We start from the raw sequence: 18,459 nt of genomic DNA, 5'->3' as shown, positions 1-18,459 counted from the left end.
CTCTTGTCTGCAAATGAAAAAATACCTGCACAAACAGAAAGCGTTTTTCTATAAGGAGATTTCCATTGACGGATTATTTGTTTATTCATATAATGATTGAAAGACATAGCATTCTAATCTCTATCGTCTTACAATTGAAAAATCCCCTTATTAGGAGGAAACCTATCATGGAAAATGGTATTGTTAAATGGTTCAACAATGACAAAGGTTACGGCTTTATCGAATACAACGATGCTGAAGATATCTTTGTACACTTTACAGGCATCGAAGCAGAAGGATACAAATCTTTGGCTGAAGGACAAAAAGTAACGTTTGATATCGCTGAAGGAAATCGTGGTCCACAAGCGACCAAAGTAAGAATAGCAAAGTAGCATTGCCCTTTTATTTCCATGCGTTACACATAGGGGGATCAGAATATTTTTTACACAATCATTGCTCACTATCTGGTCAACAAAAGCATTAAAAAAGAGCGGGATTTCCCGCTCTTTTTTAATGCTTTTGAGTTACTTCAGCTCCAACTAATATTCACTAGAAGCAGCTTGTTGTTCTTCTAAAATAATTGCAGGATAGTGTTCCTTCATGTGAGCTAAAAAAATTTGTTTGTTTTTTTGGTTTAAATAAAAACGGTATTGCTCAGAGTCATTGCTGTTCAATAAAATGATGACTCTCATTTTAGAAAAAGCAATTTTATGAATAGCTGAAATAGAGAGCGTCTTTTTTTGTTTCAAACAACCCGAAAAAATCAGCTGCTCCTTTTCTATCTTCAAATGAATGGTCCTAGTCAAAGCAACTAACCCAATAGTTAATACACCAAAGACAATACTTGTCCAATTAATTGCTGTGTACTCCAATGCAGCTATTACAGCTATAAAAAAAGTCAACCAACAGATCGACCAATAGATTATTTGATAAGCCGGTTCAAACGAAAGAATGATTTTTGATTTTTTTGACCGTTTCACACAATTCCCTCACATTCATCCTATGTATCTTAATACATAAACAATTTTATTCAAATGTAGTACTATAATAGTAGCAGTTAAGTTTGAATAAATTGGTACTTTTTAAGGAGTTTTTTCTAATGATAAAAATTTATACAGATGCCGCAACTAAAGGCAATCCCGGTCCCAGCGGAATAGGTTTTGTTTTAGTTGGCGAAGATCTCTATCAACAAACTGCCGTACCTCTTGAAGGTACCTACAGTAATCATGAAGCTGAGTTTATCGCTTTAGTTACAGGCTTGTCCTATCTCGTAGATCATAAACTGAACAAAGAGGTTCTTCAAATTTTTTCAGATAGCAAAATAGTTGTTTCGGCTATCCAAAAAAGCTATGTGAAAAATGAAGTCTTTAAACCTCATTTGCACCAATTAAAAAGCCTCTTAAATCAGTTTGAATTGTACCTCATTGAATGGATCCCCGATGCAAAAAACAAAGGTGCAGACAACTTGGCTCGCCAAGCACTAAGAACGGCTCTCAAGAATTTCGACTCCACTAAAGCATAACTTATTTTTGTCTCTACAACAACAAAAGAGCTGCATCCTTTTATTTTCCTGATAAAACAAAAATCTGCCCACCAGTTGTCTACAGCAACTAATGGGCAGATGACAAATATAGATTCGTTTTTTATTAGTTGTACCAAACAACTAAACACTTAAAAGGCTGTTTTATTGCTCTTTAGGTTGACGAGGTGGCCGTTTTCCCCAATATTGGAACAGATCAGTCCGCAAGGCACCATTGTATAATTTACGTTTTTTCGTAGCCTTTTGACCATATTCTTTTTCAAACGTTAAATCGCTGGTCAGAATATATTTGCTCCATGTTTCTAATGGACGGAAGGCTGTTCCCATTTCACGATAAACTTTTCTTACCGACTCTTCTTCGCCTAAACGTTGACCATAAGGGGGGTTCGCCACTATCACCCCATATTCTTTATCCGTTTTGAAATCAGCTACTTGCATTTGTTTAAAGGAGATACTATCTAAAACACCTGCTTCAGTAGCATTGCGTTTCGCTATTTCGATCATGTATCCATCTATATCAGAAGCTTGAATATCCAATTCAACATCGTAATCAGCTTCTTGTTCTGCTTGTTCACGGATTGTTTCCCACACAGATTCATTAAACCAGTCCCATCCTTCACTGACAAAAGAGCGATTGAATCCAGGAGCAATATTGTGTCCGATCAAAGCAGCTTCAATAGGAATAGTACCAGAACCGCACATTGGATCAAGAAATGGTTTATCTTTGCGCCAAGTAGTCAACAGAATCAAAGCTGCAGCCATATTTTCTTTTAAAGGTGCTCCCCCTTTTTCAGTACGGTACCCACGTTTGAATAAGCTTGATCCGGTGGTATCCAAAGTAATGGTTACTTTGTCTTTTAACAAAGCCACTTCTAAAGGAAACAAAGCCCCGGTTTCAGGCAAGCGGCTGCTGCGGTGATAAACGTCACTTAGACGGTTCACAATTGCTTTTTTTACGATCGCTTGGCAATCTGACACACTATACAATTTAGATTTGATCGATTTACCCGCTACTGGAAATTCTCCATCCATAGGAATCAAGTCTTCCCAAGCAACAGCTTTTGTTTTTTCAAACAACTCATCAAATGTATAAGCTTCAAACTCCGCAACCACTATTTTGATGCGGTCGGCTGTTCTTAACCAAAGATTTGTCCGTGCAATGTCTTCTAATCCGCCTTCAAAATAAACTTTTCCATTTTCAACTTGGCATTCATAACCAAGCTGGCGTAATTCTTTTCCAACTAACGCTTCAATCCCGCTTGCTGCTGTAGCAACGAGTTTAAATTTTTCTATTGTCATGTAGAATGCTCCATTCTTTTTCTACTATACTAAACTGCTTTTTAGGTGAAAAGCAAAAAATATGTATAAAACCCTCCTTAAAAAGGAGGGTTTCCCTGATTGTAAATTTCTATAAGCCATGTTCTGTCCCAGATAATTTTCAGGCACAAATTATCTGGGGGCAATCATCTGTCTGCAATGAATTGCCTCTCTCATCTGTTCATTTCCATAGAAAGAGTGCCCCTACCAAAGTTTGGGTTGCTCGCTCGAGGGGTTTACCCGTTCCACCAATAGCGTTTCCCCTATTGCTTCGTCACTGTGGCACTTTCAAGAATACTCAAGCATAGTGTTGCCACCTTAGCTTTTTTTTCTGCCGTCACTTTAGTTTGCACTAAAGGCCTTAGCTTATGATTTCGCTAAGCACGAACACTACAAGCATCTCAGCTTGTGCGAGCATGGACTTTCCTCAGCCTAGTCTAGCTAGACCGCGATTGCCCGAAATTTACAAATATCTATTTAACCATGCTGACTATTCAAAGTCACTTGAATTATCTGTATCTAATTTAGAACCAAATACATGTCTTTCAAGGTTTGACAGTCTTTTTAAAATATCAAAATTGGTTACTGTATTGCTGGATTGACCAGATTGTCCTGGTTTTTGCAATGCTGCTTGCTTAGTCAGCTCGTCTACTTTACTATGTAAACGTTCGTTCTCTGCTTTTAACTGACTGATTTCTTTATTGTATGATTCATAATCACGAATAACCTCATCCAAGTATTCATCGACTTCTGCTGGACTGTATCCACGCATACCTGTTTTGAATTCTTTTTGTAGGATGTCTTTAGTCGTTAAAGTTCTATTCGCCATAATTGCACCTCATTCGTTTCAACTTTTCCAATATTTTAGAAACTCTTCTCTTCCTCACCATTATAACAAAGATACGGTTAAAAAAAAATAGCAAACTGAATTTTAAATGGATTCTCTCACTTTTTTAATAAATCGGACTACTCATTTTCATTTTGAATCGTATTTTGCAATTGATCAAAATCGATTAAACGACATTCATAAGAGCTGTGTTCTTGTTTCTTTTGTATCTCTTCATAAAGAAACTTCGTTTTCCCTTCAAATTCTCTATCGTACACTAACAAGGCAGCACTGGTATGCTCCAATAAAAAATGTTGGTGATTTTTTAATTGGGAAGGATCTTTATATGGTTGGTGAGAAGTCGATTCAATATAATCCGCTAATTCTTTCAGTTCACTCAATTTTAATTGTTTATCTTCTTTCCAGTTGGAACCGAACTCTAAAAACGGAAAAATAATGGCTTGTTGGATTTCAGGATAATCCATTTTCAATTCGTCGACTACTTCTACTGTCCATTGCTCCACACCTAATTGACCACTAGTTAAAATCCAATCGACGCCATTTTCGATAAAGCTGGTAATTTCATTTTTCAGAGCTTTTTTTATGACATCAATTTTGGCGTCTTTTTCTGAAAAAACGCCTAGTTCATAGGTTCGATAGCCGCTAATATATAAGTTTGTCATAAACTATTTGAATCTCCTTTTCTTTCAAGTATCATATTTGGTATAATGCAAACTAGGAAGTGATGCAAATGGTAGTAAATTATCCTAATGGTAAGCAGTATGCTAAACCAGAAACAAAGCCAACACCGCGTAAGAAAAAAAACAAACTGACTACGTTTAGTAATCGAGGAATGTCTTTAGAAGATGATATCAATGATAGCAATATCAGTTATTTAAGACAAGAACGGGCGGTGATTCATAAGAAACCTACACCTATACAAATCGTCAACGTAGACTACCCTAAACGAAGTGCAGCTGTCATTAAAGAAGCATATTTCAGACAAGCGTCTACTACCGATTACAATGGAGTTTACCGTGGTTTTTATCTGGATTTTGAAGCTAAAGAAACCAAAAACAAATTATCGTTTCCTTTAAAGAACTTTCATCAGCATCAAATTACCCATATGCATCAGTGCTTGAAACAAAAAGGAATTTGTTTCGTTATTTTACGATTTTCGTCAATAAATCGCCTTTTTCTCCTAGAAGCTAAGCTATTGCTCACTTACTGGGACGATCAAAAAGATGGACGCAAATCTATTCCCATTTCAGAACTTGAAAAAAACGGGTATGAGATGTATTATGGTTTTTCGCCGCGTATTCCCTATTTGGACGTGGTGGATCAATTGATTGACTACTCTCTATCTAACATATAGGAAATAGAACTGCGTTGTCAAAGGAAATTCAGTATGGAAAGTTTGCTAGGCTTACATAGATTTGACGTATCTAAAGTAAGACTAGCCATACACAGGTCAAGTAAAAATTGCACATAAGAAATGGAGATCTTTTTTTACATCCATGGATATTTGTTAAGGAGAATTAAGATATGCCAGAAAATAATGAAATGTCTCGTGTTTCCAAGAAAAAGAACCAGAAAAAATCTGGAAACCGAAAAAAGAACCAACAAAAGAAAAAAAAGAAAGTTAATAAATCTTGGTTTAAACGGATTTTGATCGCTCTTGTCGCACTGGTCATTATTGCTTTGCTAAGCGGTGTAGGATTGTTCACTTATTATGCTTCTAGCGCACCAGAAATCACACTTGATGATCTAGTAGACAATCCTTCTACTACTTTTTACGACCCAGAAGGTAATGAGTTATATTCTAGCGGACAAGAACGAGTTCTAGTAGAAGCTGGTGAAATTCCCCAAGTTTTAGTAGACGCTGTTTTATCTATTGAAGACCAACGTTTTTATAATCATATCGGAGTTGATCCCATCCGAATTGCAGGAGCTGTTTTAGCCAACGTAACCGATGGATTTGGTGCTGAAGGTGGAAGTACCATCACCCAGCAATTGATCAAACTGTCTGTTTTTTCTACTAAACAAGAAGACCAAACAATAAAGCGTAAAGCTCAAGAAGCTTGGTTAGCTGTAAAATTAGAGCAAGAGTATTCAAAAGAACAGATCTTGACTTTTTATATCAATAAAGTTTATATGTCTGACAACCAATACGGGATGGGCACCGCTAGTGAGTATTACTTCGGTAAGCCTGTAAGCGAATTGGAATTGCATGAAGCTGCTTTATTAGCGGGTATGTCGCAAGCTCCGAATGCTTACAATCCTTATACGAATCCTGATCGTGCTAAACAAAGAAGAGACACCGTTTTATATATGATGCATGAAAATGAAAAAATTTCTCAAGAAGAGATGAATGCGGCTCAAGATGTGCCTATTACTGAAGGATTGGTAGAAAACCAAGGTAATTCAGCAGATACTCAAGTCATTGATAGTTACTTAAGCACCGTCATTGAAGAGGTCAAAGAAAAAACAGGCTTAGATCCTCAAACTGCTGGATTGAAAATCTATACCAATATAGATATGGATGCTCAACAACAAGTTTATGACGTCTTAAATTCAGATGACTACAACATCTTCCCTAACGACGACATGCAGTCAGCAGTAACAGTCGTAGATGTCAACACAGGACAGTTGAAAGCTATCGGCGGATCGCGTAAACAAGAAGGTCAAATGCTCTTTAATCATGCTGCTGAAATAAAACAAATCGGTTCTACCATTAAACCTCTTACAACTTACGGTCCAGCAATCGAGTATCTAGACTACTCAACATACCATCAAGTAGTAGATGAACCGACCACTTATGAGTCTGGTCAAACTATCAATAACTGGGACAGAGACTATGAAGGACAAATCAGCATGCGACGCGCTTTAGTGGATTCTCGTAATGTGCCGACATACAAGATTTTTAAAGATGTTGGACAAGAAAATGTTAAAAATTTCTTAACTAATGTAGGCCTTTCTGACTACCCTAGTTTAGCAAAAGATAACACCGTTTATGAAGCAGATTCTTTTAGTGGCTCGTTATCACCAATTGATTTGGCAGCTTCTTATGCACCATTTGCAAACGGCGGAGAATATACTGAGCCTTACACAGTTTCAAAAGTGATTACCGCTGATGGAGAAGAAATCGATTTAACACCTTCTACAACAAAAGCTATGAGTGATTCTACAGCTTATATGATTACAGATATGTTGAAAGACGTTGTGGATGTCGGAACAACTTCTCGTTTAGTCAGCATCCCAGGAGTTCCACAAGCTGGAAAAACCGGGACGGCAAATTATACTTCTGATCAGATGGCAGAGCACAATATTCCTAATGGAGCGGTTCCTGCTTCTGCATATGTAGGTTATACTACAAATTACTCTGTTTCTGTTTGGAGCGGATACACGAATATATTTGAAGAAGGTCACTGGCTTTCTGATGATGACGGTACACGAGAAATACCGCGAAAAATTTATCGTGAAGTTATGGCCCAACTTTCAGAATCTGTTGAAAATTCAGATTGGACTAAGCCGAGTTCTGTAGTTGAAGTGGCAGTTGAAAAAGGATCTAACCCGGCTGCTCTTCCAGGCCCCAATACTCCTAGCTCAGAAATTGTCAGAGAACTATTTGTTAGAGGTACAGAACCTACTTCAGTATCAACGAATTATGGAGAAGAATTGACTGCACCAAGCGGACTAAAAGCTTCTTATGATGCTGAAGCAAATGAAATCATTATTAACTGGGATGCTTATTCTTTAAGCCATTCAGATGAAGAACCAACTTATGAATTGACTGTGGGCGGCCAAACAGCCACAACTAAAGATTTAGGGTATGTCGTTCAAAACCCTTCTGAAGGTACGGTTGGCATCACAGTTGCTGTAAGGGCTAATGGAAAGACCGGTCCAACGGCTTCAGTCAGTGTTGTGGTTCCTCCTTCCGGTGAGGAGGAAGAAAGCGATGAGAGTGAAGAAGAATCCGAAAGTGAAGAAAGCGAAAGCTCTTCTGAATCAAGTGCTTCTTCAGAGTCGTCAAGTTCTGAAAGCTCCTCTAGCCAATCAGATGAAAGCAGTTCTATTTCTTCTCAAGCTTCTGAAAGCTCTCAAGCCAGCTCCTCACAGAGCAGTCAAGAATCACAAACAGATGAAGATTAATTTTTCTTATTCTGTGATTAAAATAAACCAAAGAAAGCTGTTTGATCCTATTGGATCTGGATCAAACAGCTTTCTTTTTTGCTTTTATTTTGAAATAAGTTCTATAAAAAAGACTGATTCGCTTCCGGATCAATCTTTCACCTTATTCTTCTGACATATGGTTTTCCAGCAGTTCAATACATTTTTCATGATCGTGTTTTCTAGCTGGACATTGATAGCGGCCAAAGAAAATCAATCGATGATGCGCTTTGCCCCATAACTCAGGAGGCAATTTCTTCATCAGGACTTCTTCTACTTCTCTGACGCTGGCTTTTTGAGGTACGATCTTTAAGCGTTTAGTCACTCGTTCCACGTGAGTGTCTACCGCTATTGCAGGAATATCAAAAGAGACACTTAATACCACATTGGCGGATTTTCTACCTACTCCAGGCAATGTCTCCAGTTCTTCTCTAGTTCTCGGAACTTTACTATTAAAATCTGAAATCAACTTCTCGCAGCAGCCTTTGATATATTTTGCTTTATTGCGGTACAAACCGATCGTTTTAATGTGTTCTTGAATTTCCTCCACTGGTGCATCAGCAAACGCTTCAGGTGTCGGATAGGATTCAAACAACTTTGGAGTAATACGGTTTACAGCTGCGTCTGTTGTCTGAGCACTCATCATGACCGATATCAGCAGCTCAAACGCATTGCGGTGAATCAATTCACATTTAGCCTCTGGGAAAATCTGCCCCATAGCTTCAATGACTTGAATGGTTTTCTTTTTCGAAAGCAAGAAACCCCTCCTTAATGATTATCCTGATTTTCTAACCAATTGTATAATGGTACTTTCGGTTTAACTGTTGTTTCATTAGTAGGCGCAGGTTGTTGCATATTTGTTTGGTGATTGCGTCTTCTCTTTGACTCTTGAACAACTTGCGTTTTTGTTTTGATATTTTTCTTTTCCCAGTTCAATAAGATCCGGTCTACATATTTCAAATTATACACTTGACTCAAAACTGCTTCTCTTAAAGCCATTTCGATCAAATCAACTTCATACTTATCTTCATCCAGCCACATACCGATAGTTTGGATTTCCATTGGCGACAAAGGACGGCCAAACTCAGATTCGAAGCGATTGAATAAGTCCTTCTCAGTCAATTGCTGCTCTTCTTTTTTGATCGTTCTTTCTTCTTGCTCCAATAAAGTCGCTAATCGCTCCCAAAGAAAATCCAGCTGGTAGCTGTCCTTTGATTTGCCTTCTTTATCTATACTGGTTTCAATAGTCAAATATTTTTGCTGAATCAAGTCATGGATAGCGGTAAATACTTTAGCCGTTGGCAATTGCATCCGTTGAGCAATGATCTCGATATCCGGAAAATCACTCCCACTATCCATGAGAGATTTCAATTGGATAATCAAAATCAATTGGTTGTTGGTGATACCTAGTTGACGATAGTGTTGCAACAATACATTCGAAATAGTTGTATCGCCCAACTTTATCCATTTTTGAATGAGTGAAAGACTCATCAACTCCACTCCCTTCTTTTACTTCTCACTGCACTGGTTCATTAGATGAATAAAAACAGGAGCCAGGATGATTATCCCAGCTCCCATTCGGGTTTCGTGTGATTCTTTCTATGGGTAGATACGGTTCAATAAGCGTGGGAAAGGAATAGCTTCACGTACGTGTTCAGTTCCAGTGATCCAAGCAACGGTTCTTTCCAGACCTAAACCAAATCCTGAATGAGGGACACTACCGTATTTACGCAAATCTAAATACCAATCGTAGTCTTCTTCTTTCAGACCGAATTCGTGAAGACGGGCTTTTAGAAGATCTAAGTTTTCTTCACGTTCGCTGCCTCCAATAATTTCTCCATAACCTTCAGGTGCAATCATATCAGCACATAAAACGACATCTGTTCTTTCTGGGTGTTGTTTCATATAAAACGCTTTGATTGCTTTTGGATAATTTACGATAAACACGGGTTTGTCGTATTGGCTAGCAATAAAGGTTTCATGCGGAGAACCAAAATCGATTCCCCATTCAAGGTCTTCAAATCCATTCTCTTGCAGTAATGTAACAGCATCATCATAGCTGATTCTTGGATAAGGCAGTTGTGTATATTTGCGCAACGTTTCTACGTCTCTATCTAAAGTATGAAGAGCTTGTTCGCAGTTGTCGATAACTTGTTGAACGATATAAGCAACATAGTTTTCTTGAACAACTAAGCTTTCTTCATGAGAGGTAAAGGCCATTTCAGGTTCCATCATCCAGAACTCGATCAAATGTCTTCTAGTTTTTGATTTCTCTGCTCTAAATGTTGGCCCAAATGAAAATACTTTTCCAAAAGCCATAGCTGCAGCTTCCATATACAATTGGCCACTTTGAGATAAGTAAGCATCTTGATCAAAGTACTCTGTATGGAAAAGTTCTGTTGAATCTTCAGCTGCACTACCTGTTAAAATCGGCGGATCGATTTTGATAAATCCTTCTTTGTTGAAAAACTCATAGGTTGCGCGAATGATTTCATTCCGAACTTGCATGATGGCGTGTTGTTTAGAAGAACGCAACCATAAATGACGGTGATCCATTAAGAATTCAATTCCATGTTCTTTAGGCGTGATTGGATAATCATGACTCTCGCCAATCAATTGAATATCTTTCACTAAAATTTCATAACCGAATTTCGAGCGAGTGTCTTCTTGGATGATTCCTCTGATCACAACAGAAGATTCTTGTGAGATGCTTTTTGCTAATTGGAACGTTTCTTCTTCAACATCATTCTTTACAATAACCCCTTGAAAGAAGGCAGAGCCATCTCTTAATTCCAGAAAAGCTATTTTTCCACTTGAACGTTTGTTAGCGATCCAAGCGTCGATTTCCACTTCTTCACCCACATGGTTTTTAGAGTCAATAATTCTAATACGATTCAACTTAGTAATCTCCTTTTTGCATTTGAATTTTTCTTAACGTTTCATAGTACTTTACCTCATTCATTGTACTACAGGAAAAGCATTTGAAAAAGGAATTTTAAATATTCTCGATTCCTTTTATCCATTCTCCTGATTCTAAAGACATGACGTAATAACCCAAACGGCCATTCTCCTGCTTGTAGGCAACTTCCCAAATGGCCGTTCCATTTTCCATCCCGATTCTAGCTTCAAGAATTTTTTTTGGCGTTGTTGCTTGTTTGGTCAGCTGAACAGCTTCTGCTTCAGTAATGATATCAGCTTGGTTATATACTGTAGCAGCTCCTCCATCTTGAGCAACGATTGCAATAACTGCTTCGCCTTCCTGATTTGTACCAGTGACAGTAAAGTACGTCTTGGTTCCATTGTACCAATAGAAATCGTCTACTTTAGTTAAGCCGGCACTGCTTTTCGCCACAGCAAATGCCTCATCCTCAGCTTTATGTAAAGGACTGCTGGCAGTTTGATACACTGAAATAGAAAAAGCAATCACCGCTATCATCACAACGATAGAAACAATAAAAATGTTTTTTTTCATTTTTTCAAACAATCCCGTCTTTTCTTTATCAAAAATAGTCTCTCTAATTAGATTAGTATAGCAGAAATAAAAGCTCTTTTCTACAGGTCATCTGTTAAGAATTTACTTAGTTCTGATTCCATTTTCTCTTCAGCAATTTCTTCGATCTTCATCCCTTGGGGCAACGAACGCTGCATCAATTTGCCAAAATTGGAATACAACAGTCTTTCGTCCAATACGATAAAAACACCCTTGTCTGATGGAGACCTTACTAAACGCCCCAGTCCTTGTTTTAACCGTAAAGTAGCTTTAGGCAAGGTATCAACGTAAAAGGGATTTAAGTGATTCTTCTTCATCCAGTAATGCTTGGCTTTTACATAAGGCCGTTCTGGTGATTCAAAAGGCAATCGAGTCACTACGAGAACGCTGAGCGCTTTACCCGGTAAATCGATACCTTCCCAAAAGCTGTCTGCTCCTAGTAAAATGCCCCCCTGTGATCTGAAAAAGCGTTTGAGAATCCTCTCTCTGCTGCCTGATAGTCCTTGTGCCAATATCTCTCTTCCAAAAAAATCCGATTTTCTTTGCAATTGTTCATAAACATCATGCAACGGTTCAAAAGCAGTAAACAGCACCAAGACATTTTCATCTGAATTTTTACAAATCGTACTTAAATACTGGACGATCATTTGAGCATACCTTTTTTTCGTCATACTTTTGACCGGCTTGACTCCTTCTGGAACCCAAAATTTAACTTGTTTTCCATAATCATACGGAGAATCTAATTTTAACGTATGGACATTTGTTTCACCAATCTGATTTTGGAAATAGGCAAAGCTGCCGTCTACTTCTAACGTAGCACCGGTATAAATAATGGTCGGAACCTTATCCACCAGCTGCTCTTTTAAAAAATGGGAGTTGAACACATAAGATTGTTGTGCAGCGAAACTATTTTTAGGCGATTTTTCTGCAAAAGAAAACCACGTTACTTCCTGCTCATCAGACTGCTGAAAAACGGCATCAAAAATATCTTGTTGAGTTTTCAAATCGTTCAAGCAATCATAAAAGTCAGTGATTACATGCAATTCAGTTTGAGTGAATCGTTCTCTTTCGTTGAACAATGCAGCAACTGCTTCAAACCCTAAATAACTGACTTCATTCATCAAAGACAAAATCTTTTTAGTGGTTCTTTTGAACCTGACAGCATGCTCTTCTCTATCGTAAAGAATGTCGTATCGATCTTTGTAATCATTCTGAGGAATGTGTTCCCAACAAAACTGAAGCAATTCATCAACGAATGCTGACAGTGCCTCGGTTAAAAAGTACACACTCATTTCAATATTCTCTAATTGATGGGTGATCGATGCAGTTGTTTTATCTGCTAATATCATCAGTTGTCCGATCAGGCTGCTTTTATCTTCTTTTTTACCCAACCATTTGAACAACTTTTGCAAATAATAATAACGAAAAATTTGACTGGTCGATTGTTGGGCGACTTCACTTAAATGATGAGCTTCATCAACGATCAATCGCTGAAAATTCTTCAGTCTCTTGTCTTCTTTTTGCAAATCATGGCATAGATAAGCATGATTCGTTACAATAATTCCAGCATGCTGTACCAGCTTTTGAGCATGAAGGAAAAAGTCTTCTTCATACCAGTCATCTTCTGTTTCATTTCCCAACCAGCCCCGATGGCGTATTTTACTCCAAAAAGGTTGATTGTAATTGGTCAAATTCAGTTCATCCAGATCTCCTGTTTCAGTTTGAGTCAACCACACTAAGATCCGCATCTGGTAAATGGCTTCTAACTTTTGCATTATCGGTTCTTTCAACAAACTTTCGAATTTAGACAAATGAATATAATGGCTTTTGCTTTTTAAAATAGCAGCTTGTATCGGAAATGAGATCATTTCTTGCAGCTGTGCTAAATCTTTGTGGAACAGCTGTTGCTGCAGCAATGTCGTAAAAGTGCTGATGACGATTGGATCTTCACTAGAAGCGTTGTAGACCGCTGGCAATAAATAACCAAATGTTTTTCCGATCCCAGTTGGGGCTTCAATAATCATGTGCTCTTTTTTATATGAAACAAACGACTGCTGGACAGCATCCATCATTTCGATCTGCGTTTTCCGCAGTTCAAAACGCGGTTGAAACAAGTTCGCCTTTTCTTGCTGCCCTTGCGGATACTCTTTGATCTCGCGATGAACGTGTTGTTCAAAAGAAACCTCTTTTTGACGAATGGCTAATCCTTTTTTGATCATTAATCCTTCTGGCAAGTCGGTGATTTGTTGCTTCATTTCTTTCAGATTACTACGGATAAAAATTTCTGTATCCATTGTACAGTTAGGGGCTATAGCAGCTAGTTTTTCTACAGTCACTAATGGAAGGCTTTTTAATGTTTGTTTAAGTAACAAGAACAACTCTGCAGTCGCATAAGCATCACTGTCTGCCTGATGCGGGTTTTTGTGCACAATATTTTGAGAATTCATCAAATCATTCAATGTAAAACTCGGTTCAGTAGGCAATAAAATTTGCGCTAACTCGACTGTATCAATTCCTTTTAAAGTAAGCGGCGGCAAACCGCAACGAACAAATTCTTCTGAAAGAAAATGGTAGTCAAACTGAATATTGTGCGCAACAAAGATACATCCATCTAATAAATTATAAATGGTTGCCGCGACATCCTCAAAATAAGGAGCATGCGCAATAGATTGGTTTGAGATTCCAGTCAAATGTTCAATTTCTTTGGGAATGCTTCTCAGCGGATTCACATCAGTTGCAAATTGGTGTACGATTTGATCATTTTCAATCAATGCGCAGCCAAATTGAATGATTCGATCTCCACTTTGAACATTTCCTCCTGTTGTTTCAATATCCACAACAGCATATGTGGTCATTTCATCCATTCTTGTCACCTAATTCTTTTCTCAATTTACATCCATTACATCATACCATATTTTAACTGTGTATGGAGATTCTTCCTGCGTTTGCAGATAAATATCCAGCACAAACAAAAGAAACCCTGCCGCTTTCAGATGGACATTGAAAACGGCGGGGCAGATTCTAGTGTTGTATTTTTTGGAGAAAACTTTCTGTGTACGCATGCTCGCTTATGAATTCCAAAAGCAATCATCTGACCATCCATCAATGCTTTGAATTGAAAAGAAAAAATGGATTTTTCATGCTGTTCTAGTATCAGTTCACAGAACGGTCTCCTATCTCTGATTGATTTTTCACCCAAGATAGAATAGCTTCAGAATCATTTGCTAATTGCCCGATAACGATCAACATTTCGATGTCTTCCAGCAGCTGCCCCAACCATTTTCCAGGTTTTATTTTCAATGCTGCTAAAATCTCATTCCCGCTGATTTGGACATCCTTTTTCTCTTTAATTGGGAGATTTTCATACTGCTCAACCACTAGCTCTATATTGGCTGGAAAATGCATTTGTTCCAAGATATGTTCCACTTCTAAAGCAATCGTCAAGCCTGATTGGTATAAGTCAACAGCTGTATAAGGGTGCGTTAGTCTGGATCGCAATGTTTTCACTTCCAACTGTACTTCATGCATTTCTTTATTCGAGCATTTCCATAATTTCAAAAATTTTGTCACTTCAGCAGTTGGAATCTCTAAAAAGTGAATCAGCATCGTCCAAGCCGCTGAGCGAGTAGATAGACTTCCTTCAAATCGGGCAAATTTCTCTAATTTATCCTTATGCTGCTCTAATCCAGGACAATAGGCATACAATTCCGTATGAATAAACAATTCAAGCCCTTTTGATCGACTTTTTCCTTGCATCAATTTCATGAACTCTACGGAAATACGTTCAATTGAAATTTTCCCCAGCAACGCATGGTGGTCAGCGATTGCTTTTTGAGTGTTTGTCTCCATCGTAAAGCCTAATTGACTTACAAAACGAACAGCTCTCATCATTCGTAAAGCATCTTCATGGAACCGTTCTTGCGGTGACCCCACAGCTTTAATGACATGATTGTTTAAATCTTTTTGTCCTTCAAAATAATCCATGATATGACCGTTTTTATCCATCGCTAAAGCATTGACTGTAAAATCCCGTCGTTTTAGATCCTCTTCTAAAGAGCGCACAAATTCTACTTTATCTGGACGTCTGAAGTCTTGGTACGCAGATTCAGTTCTAAAAGTGGTGATCTCATAAGAATCTCCTCCCCACAAGACCATAACTGTCCCATGCTCGATTCCTACATCAATGGTTTTATGAAAGATCTGTTTGATTTCTGCAGGAAAGGCGCTGGTGGCAATATCTACATCATTGATTTCTTTTTTCAACAAAGCATCTCGGACGCTTCCGCCTACAAAATAAGCTTCAAAACCTGCTTTTTCAATTTTTTCAATTATCGGCAAAGCTTCTTTAAAAGTGTGGTCAAGCTCTATCATAATAAATTTTCCAATCCGTAAACCAATTCCGTTTTTTCCATCACTTTCGTACATCCGAGAGCTACGCCAGTCATAAAGGACGAACGATCATACGAATCATGACGGATCGTCAAGCCTTCCCCATTACTTCCAAATTGAACTTGTTGATGGGCCACTAAGCCAGGCAAACGTACACTGTGGATTTTCATTCCTTGGTAATCTGCTCCTCGAGCTCCTTTAATACTTTCTTTCTCTTCTGGATGGCCTTGTTGATGGAATCCACGTTCTGCTGCAATCATTTCTGCAGTCTTAATCGCTGTTCCGCTTGGTGCATCCAATTTATGATCATGGTGCAACTCTATAATCTCAACATCCGGGAAATATTTTGCAGCTTGAGCAGCAAATTGCATCATCAGCACAGCTCCAATAGCGAAATTAGGAGCAATTAAGCCACCTGTACGGCTTTCTTCTGCCATCTTCTGTAAATCCGCCACATCGTCTTCATTAAGGCCTGTAGTACCTACAACTGGACGGATACTGTGGCGTAAAGCAAATTGTGTATTTTCCAAAGCTACTTCTGGTACAGTAAAATCGATCCACACATCCGCTTTCACACTATCAATCAACTTTTGCTTATCAGTAAAGACTGGCACATCGACCGAAGGATAATCCGCTAATTCACTTAACTTGCTTTCCTCAGCGTATGGATCTAAAACACCCACTAGTATAAATTCTTGATGCTTCAATACCATCTTGGTTGCTGTACTGCCCATTTTCCCTTTGAAACCTGCTACTACGATTTTTATCATCTTATTCTTTCCTTTCAAAACGATTCGCATCTCGTTCATTGAATTTTTTCATCGTTAAGTCAAAAGATTCCGTCAAATCGATCTCTAATGAATTGGCTAATGAAATGAGGACAAATAAGGTGTCCCCCAACTCTTCCTTTAATTCTTTGGTGCCTTCAGAAGCTTTCTTCTGCTTTTCACCATGATGGTGGTTGATTTCCCTTGCCAATTCACCCACTTCTTCCGTAAGCCGAGCAAGTTGACCTAAGGGAGAAAAATAACCCGTCTTGAATTGTTGGATGTAATCATCTACTTCTTGTTGTATTGATGAAAGACTCTTTTCCAAAAATATCACCCCAAATTCCATTTAGTTCTCGTCTATTTTCTCTTTTATCCGGTCAAAAATCAAGAAGGGAACTTGCATCTCTTCATTAAAATTGAATTCTTTAAGGGATCAAAAGCAAAAAAGTAGCTTCTGATGTCTATAATTTCTATACTTATTACAGAAAACAACTTTTTTTTTGGAGGAATCGATATGGAAGAACAAGAAGTGATTTCAGTTCTGCAAAAGAACGGTTATCTAGCAGAATTAGGGCAAACTATTATGGGAAATTTAGAACACAAAGGGAGCGTATTGACTCCAAACATGAACGCCGCAAAAGTTAAAGTTCAGTTGTTGAATTTTAACAACCAACAGGAGATTGTCGTATTGCCGTTATCTTTTACGGGGAAATTATTGCCAGAAGAGATTTATGTCATTCCTTTTTCAGACATTGATAAGCTGGAATTTAAAAATAAGCTCATTTTTTACAATATGGTCATCAAGTTCCAGGATCCGCTAAAAAGAAAAAAAGACAAGTATCAAGTCAATAAAAAAATTGCCGGCTATAAATGGCAAGGTGAGAATGTTAAACGTATCATAGAAAAACTGCATTTTTAATCTGAAAGATTGGATAGTTTACCTTATTACTAGCTCTTCTTTCTTACATCAAAGAAGTCGAAATTCTTTTCCGGCTTCTTTTTTTGACGAGTTCAACTTATCTTCAGATCCTTCAAGAGTATGCTTATAATATTTATCGAGGTGATTGAAAAGAGATAAAAAAGAAGGAAAATACCCGTATGTCAACAACTAAACCAACAACAGAAAATAGAGGTCGAAATGGTTTTGGTTCAGTACCAGTCAACCGGACAATGATGTATGGCTTAAAAGCAAACCGCAGTATCCATTGGATGAAGTACAGGGTGGGAAATTAACGGGAAAAGGAAAAAATATAGTGACTATGTCACTTACAAAAGCGCAGAAATAGCTCCTAAAATGACTTTTTAAGACACAGCTTATTTTTTGAACGATCTGATGCAAGAAGCAGGTAAAGCTCAAAAAGAACCAACGAAGTAAGAAGCTGAAGTATTGAAAGAAACAGTTTTTCTAGTCAGCTAAGGCTGAAACTTTTCTCTGATCTCATACAACTGAACGAATCAATTCTAGTGTCATTGCAGTATTTTAATCCGCAAACTTGAAAATCCCGAGGAAGCGTGTTTGTTTGTAGCCGTGAAAAGTATGAAATGTGAATTACTAAGCGTCAGCGCTGAAGCGCTGACGCTTAGTTTGAAGCTTGAAAGTCTGGAGACTACAGGCTTCAGGCGGTACCATGGCTACAAAAGCAAACAAAGCATTCCGGAGGATACTTCACCTCCAGTAAAGGGCTGAGACAAAAAAATGTATTTTGGTTTCAGAAATGGGTCTATGGAGGGAATATAAAAAAAGTGCCGTAAACACAAGTTGCTTTCCTGTCTTACTAACTCGACCGATAAATAGTTGACAGATACTCTTCAAGAGTTAGTGTCAATATTTTCTCGGTAAAAATTTTTTTTAAAGTTCAAAGAGAAATTATTCCATTTTTCCAAACAATTATACGTTGATTTGCCTTTTTTGTTCTGTTTTTGTGCTATATAAGATGAAAAAACGTTTTTTTGGGCTTTTTAACCCGCAGGCCGAATA

18 protein-coding genes and 1 other RNA gene are annotated in these 18,459 nt (G+C 38.0%); 6 read left to right on the top strand and 13 right to left on the bottom strand.

Going from position 1 to position 18,459, the window contains the following annotated elements:
• The first annotated feature begins 167 nt into the window (after positions 1–167).
• Positions 168–371 (top strand): cold-shock protein, encoded by a 204-nt coding sequence (locus ACEN4L_RS10860; protein ID WP_079650851.1) that lies wholly within the window; start codon positions 168–170, stop codon positions 369–371.
• Positions 372–518: 147 nt separating this feature from the next.
• Here ACEN4L_RS10860 and ACEN4L_RS10855 read toward each other — a convergent pair whose 3' ends face one another.
• On the bottom strand, positions 519–959 hold the full coding sequence (locus ACEN4L_RS10855) for an EbsA family protein (RefSeq protein ID WP_407097326.1): 441 nt from the start codon (positions 957–959) through the stop codon (positions 519–521).
• 119 nt (positions 960–1,078) lie between these two features.
• Between ACEN4L_RS10855 and ACEN4L_RS10850 the strand changes: the two genes are divergently transcribed.
• On the top strand, positions 1,079–1,501 hold the full coding sequence (locus ACEN4L_RS10850; RefSeq protein ID WP_407097327.1) for a ribonuclease HI family protein: 423 nt from the start codon (positions 1,079–1,081) through the stop codon (positions 1,499–1,501).
• A gap of 162 nt (positions 1,502–1,663) precedes the next feature.
• Here ACEN4L_RS10850 and ACEN4L_RS10845 read toward each other — a convergent pair whose 3' ends face one another.
• From ACEN4L_RS10845 to ACEN4L_RS10830, 4 genes are all read right to left on the bottom strand, one after another.
• A complete protein-coding gene (locus tag ACEN4L_RS10845; RefSeq protein WP_407097328.1) occupies positions 1,664–2,818 on the bottom strand; it encodes a class I SAM-dependent RNA methyltransferase in 1,155 nt (384 codons plus the stop codon).
• 107 nt (positions 2,819–2,925) lie between these two features.
• Positions 2,926–3,300, bottom strand: an RNA gene (rnpB, locus tag ACEN4L_RS10840) — RNase P RNA component class B.
• Between the two features lie 26 nt (positions 3,301–3,326).
• Entirely contained in the window at positions 3,327–3,665 is a 339-nt protein-coding gene (gene gpsB, locus ACEN4L_RS10835) for a cell division regulator GpsB (RefSeq protein WP_407097329.1), read from the bottom strand.
• Between the two features lie 137 nt (positions 3,666–3,802).
• Complete coding sequence (locus tag ACEN4L_RS10830; protein ID WP_407097330.1) at positions 3,803–4,345, bottom strand: DUF1273 domain-containing protein; 543 nt, start codon at positions 4,343–4,345, stop codon at positions 3,803–3,805.
• Between the two features lie 68 nt (positions 4,346–4,413).
• On the opposite strand from ACEN4L_RS10830, the gene recU reads away from it, so the two are divergent.
• Together recU and ACEN4L_RS10820 are read left to right on the top strand one after the other, a co-directional pair.
• A complete protein-coding gene (gene recU, locus ACEN4L_RS10825) occupies positions 4,414–5,037 on the top strand; it encodes a Holliday junction resolvase RecU (RefSeq protein WP_407097331.1) in 624 nt (207 codons plus the stop codon).
• Positions 5,038–5,207: 170 nt separating this feature from the next.
• On the top strand, positions 5,208–7,814 hold the full coding sequence (locus ACEN4L_RS10820) for a PBP1A family penicillin-binding protein (RefSeq protein WP_407097332.1): 2,607 nt from the start codon (positions 5,208–5,210) through the stop codon (positions 7,812–7,814).
• 142 nt (positions 7,815–7,956) lie between these two features.
• Here the strand turns inward: ACEN4L_RS10820 and nth are convergent, their stop codons facing one another.
• From nth to ACEN4L_RS10780, 8 genes are all read right to left on the bottom strand, one after another.
• Entirely contained in the window at positions 7,957–8,589 is a 633-nt protein-coding gene (nth, locus tag ACEN4L_RS10815; protein WP_407097333.1) for an endonuclease III, read from the bottom strand.
• Positions 8,590–8,600: 11 nt separating this feature from the next.
• A complete protein-coding gene (locus ACEN4L_RS10810) occupies positions 8,601–9,323 on the bottom strand; it encodes a DnaD domain protein (RefSeq protein WP_407097334.1) in 723 nt (240 codons plus the stop codon).
• A 108-nt stretch (positions 9,324–9,431) separates the two neighbouring features.
• On the bottom strand, positions 9,432–10,730 hold the full coding sequence (gene asnS / locus ACEN4L_RS10805; protein ID WP_407097335.1) for an asparagine--tRNA ligase: 1,299 nt from the start codon (positions 10,728–10,730) through the stop codon (positions 9,432–9,434).
• A gap of 97 nt (positions 10,731–10,827) precedes the next feature.
• Positions 10,828–11,304 (bottom strand): DUF5590 domain-containing protein, encoded by a 477-nt coding sequence (locus ACEN4L_RS10800; RefSeq protein WP_407097336.1) that lies wholly within the window; start codon positions 11,302–11,304, stop codon positions 10,828–10,830.
• 80 nt (positions 11,305–11,384) lie between these two features.
• Entirely contained in the window at positions 11,385–14,186 is a 2,802-nt protein-coding gene (gene dinG, locus ACEN4L_RS10795) for an ATP-dependent DNA helicase DinG (RefSeq protein WP_407097337.1), read from the bottom strand.
• Between the two features lie 289 nt (positions 14,187–14,475).
• Complete coding sequence (locus tag ACEN4L_RS10790; protein WP_407097338.1) at positions 14,476–15,747, bottom strand: CCA tRNA nucleotidyltransferase; 1,272 nt, start codon at positions 15,745–15,747, stop codon at positions 14,476–14,478.
• A complete protein-coding gene (gene dapB, locus ACEN4L_RS10785; protein WP_407097339.1) occupies positions 15,690–16,481 on the bottom strand; it encodes a 4-hydroxy-tetrahydrodipicolinate reductase in 792 nt (263 codons plus the stop codon). Before dapB ends, ACEN4L_RS10790 begins: the two co-directional genes overlap by 58 nt.
• A gap of 1 nt (position 16,482) precedes the next feature.
• Positions 16,483–16,827, bottom strand: a complete 345-nt coding sequence (locus tag ACEN4L_RS10780; protein ID WP_407097340.1) for a nucleotide pyrophosphohydrolase — start codon at positions 16,825–16,827, stop codon at positions 16,483–16,485.
• A 168-nt stretch (positions 16,828–16,995) separates the two neighbouring features.
• On the opposite strand from ACEN4L_RS10780, the gene ACEN4L_RS10775 reads away from it, so the two are divergent.
• Positions 16,996–17,400 (top strand): hypothetical protein, encoded by a 405-nt coding sequence (locus ACEN4L_RS10775; RefSeq protein WP_407097341.1) that lies wholly within the window; start codon positions 16,996–16,998, stop codon positions 17,398–17,400.
• 179 nt (positions 17,401–17,579) lie between these two features.
• Positions 17,580–17,714 (top strand): hypothetical protein, encoded by a 135-nt coding sequence (locus ACEN4L_RS10770; protein ID WP_407097342.1) that lies wholly within the window; start codon positions 17,580–17,582, stop codon positions 17,712–17,714.
• Positions 17,715–18,459: the final 745 nt, after the last annotated feature.

Source organism: Desemzia sp. FAM 23988, assembly GCF_045528365.1.
Classification (GTDB): Bacteria; Bacillota; Bacilli; order Lactobacillales; family Carnobacteriaceae; genus Desemzia.
This window is presented reverse-complemented; position numbering and strand designations above follow the sequence as displayed.

Coding starts and splice junctions, on each gene's coding strand:
- ACEN4L_RS10800 (WP_407097336.1), bottom strand. CDS start 11,304: ATGAAAAAAAACATTTTTATTGTTTCTATCGTTGTGATGATAGCGGTG.
- ACEN4L_RS10775 (WP_407097341.1), top strand. CDS start 16,996: ATGGAAGAACAAGAAGTGATTTCAGTTCTGCAAAAGAACGGTTATCTA.
- ACEN4L_RS10850 (WP_407097327.1), top strand. CDS start 1,079: ATGATAAAAATTTATACAGATGCCGCAACTAAAGGCAATCCCGGTCCC.
- ACEN4L_RS10830 (WP_407097330.1), bottom strand. CDS start 4,345: ATGACAAACTTATATATTAGCGGCTATCGAACCTATGAACTAGGCGTT.
- ACEN4L_RS10810 (WP_407097334.1), bottom strand. CDS start 9,323: ATGAGTCTTTCACTCATTCAAAAATGGATAAAGTTGGGCGATACAACT.
- ACEN4L_RS10780 (WP_407097340.1), bottom strand. CDS start 16,827: ATGGAATTTGGGGTGATATTTTTGGAAAAGAGTCTTTCATCAATACAA.
- ACEN4L_RS10845 (WP_407097328.1), bottom strand. CDS start 2,818: ATGACAATAGAAAAATTTAAACTCGTTGCTACAGCAGCAAGCGGGATT.
- dinG (WP_407097337.1), bottom strand. CDS start 14,186: ATGGATGAAATGACCACATATGCTGTTGTGGATATTGAAACAACAGGA.
- ACEN4L_RS10860 (WP_079650851.1), top strand. CDS start 168: ATGGAAAATGGTATTGTTAAATGGTTCAACAATGACAAAGGTTACGGC.
- ACEN4L_RS10770 (WP_407097342.1), top strand. CDS start 17,580: ATGTCAACAACTAAACCAACAACAGAAAATAGAGGTCGAAATGGTTTT.
- ACEN4L_RS10820 (WP_407097332.1), top strand. CDS start 5,208: ATGCCAGAAAATAATGAAATGTCTCGTGTTTCCAAGAAAAAGAACCAG.
- recU (WP_407097331.1), top strand. CDS start 4,414: ATGGTAGTAAATTATCCTAATGGTAAGCAGTATGCTAAACCAGAAACA.
- gpsB (WP_407097329.1), bottom strand. CDS start 3,665: ATGGCGAATAGAACTTTAACGACTAAAGACATCCTACAAAAAGAATTC.
- dapB (WP_407097339.1), bottom strand. CDS start 16,481: ATGATAAAAATCGTAGTAGCAGGTTTCAAAGGGAAAATGGGCAGTACA.
- ACEN4L_RS10790 (WP_407097338.1), bottom strand. CDS start 15,747: ATGTACGAAAGTGATGGAAAAAACGGAATTGGTTTACGGATTGGAAAA.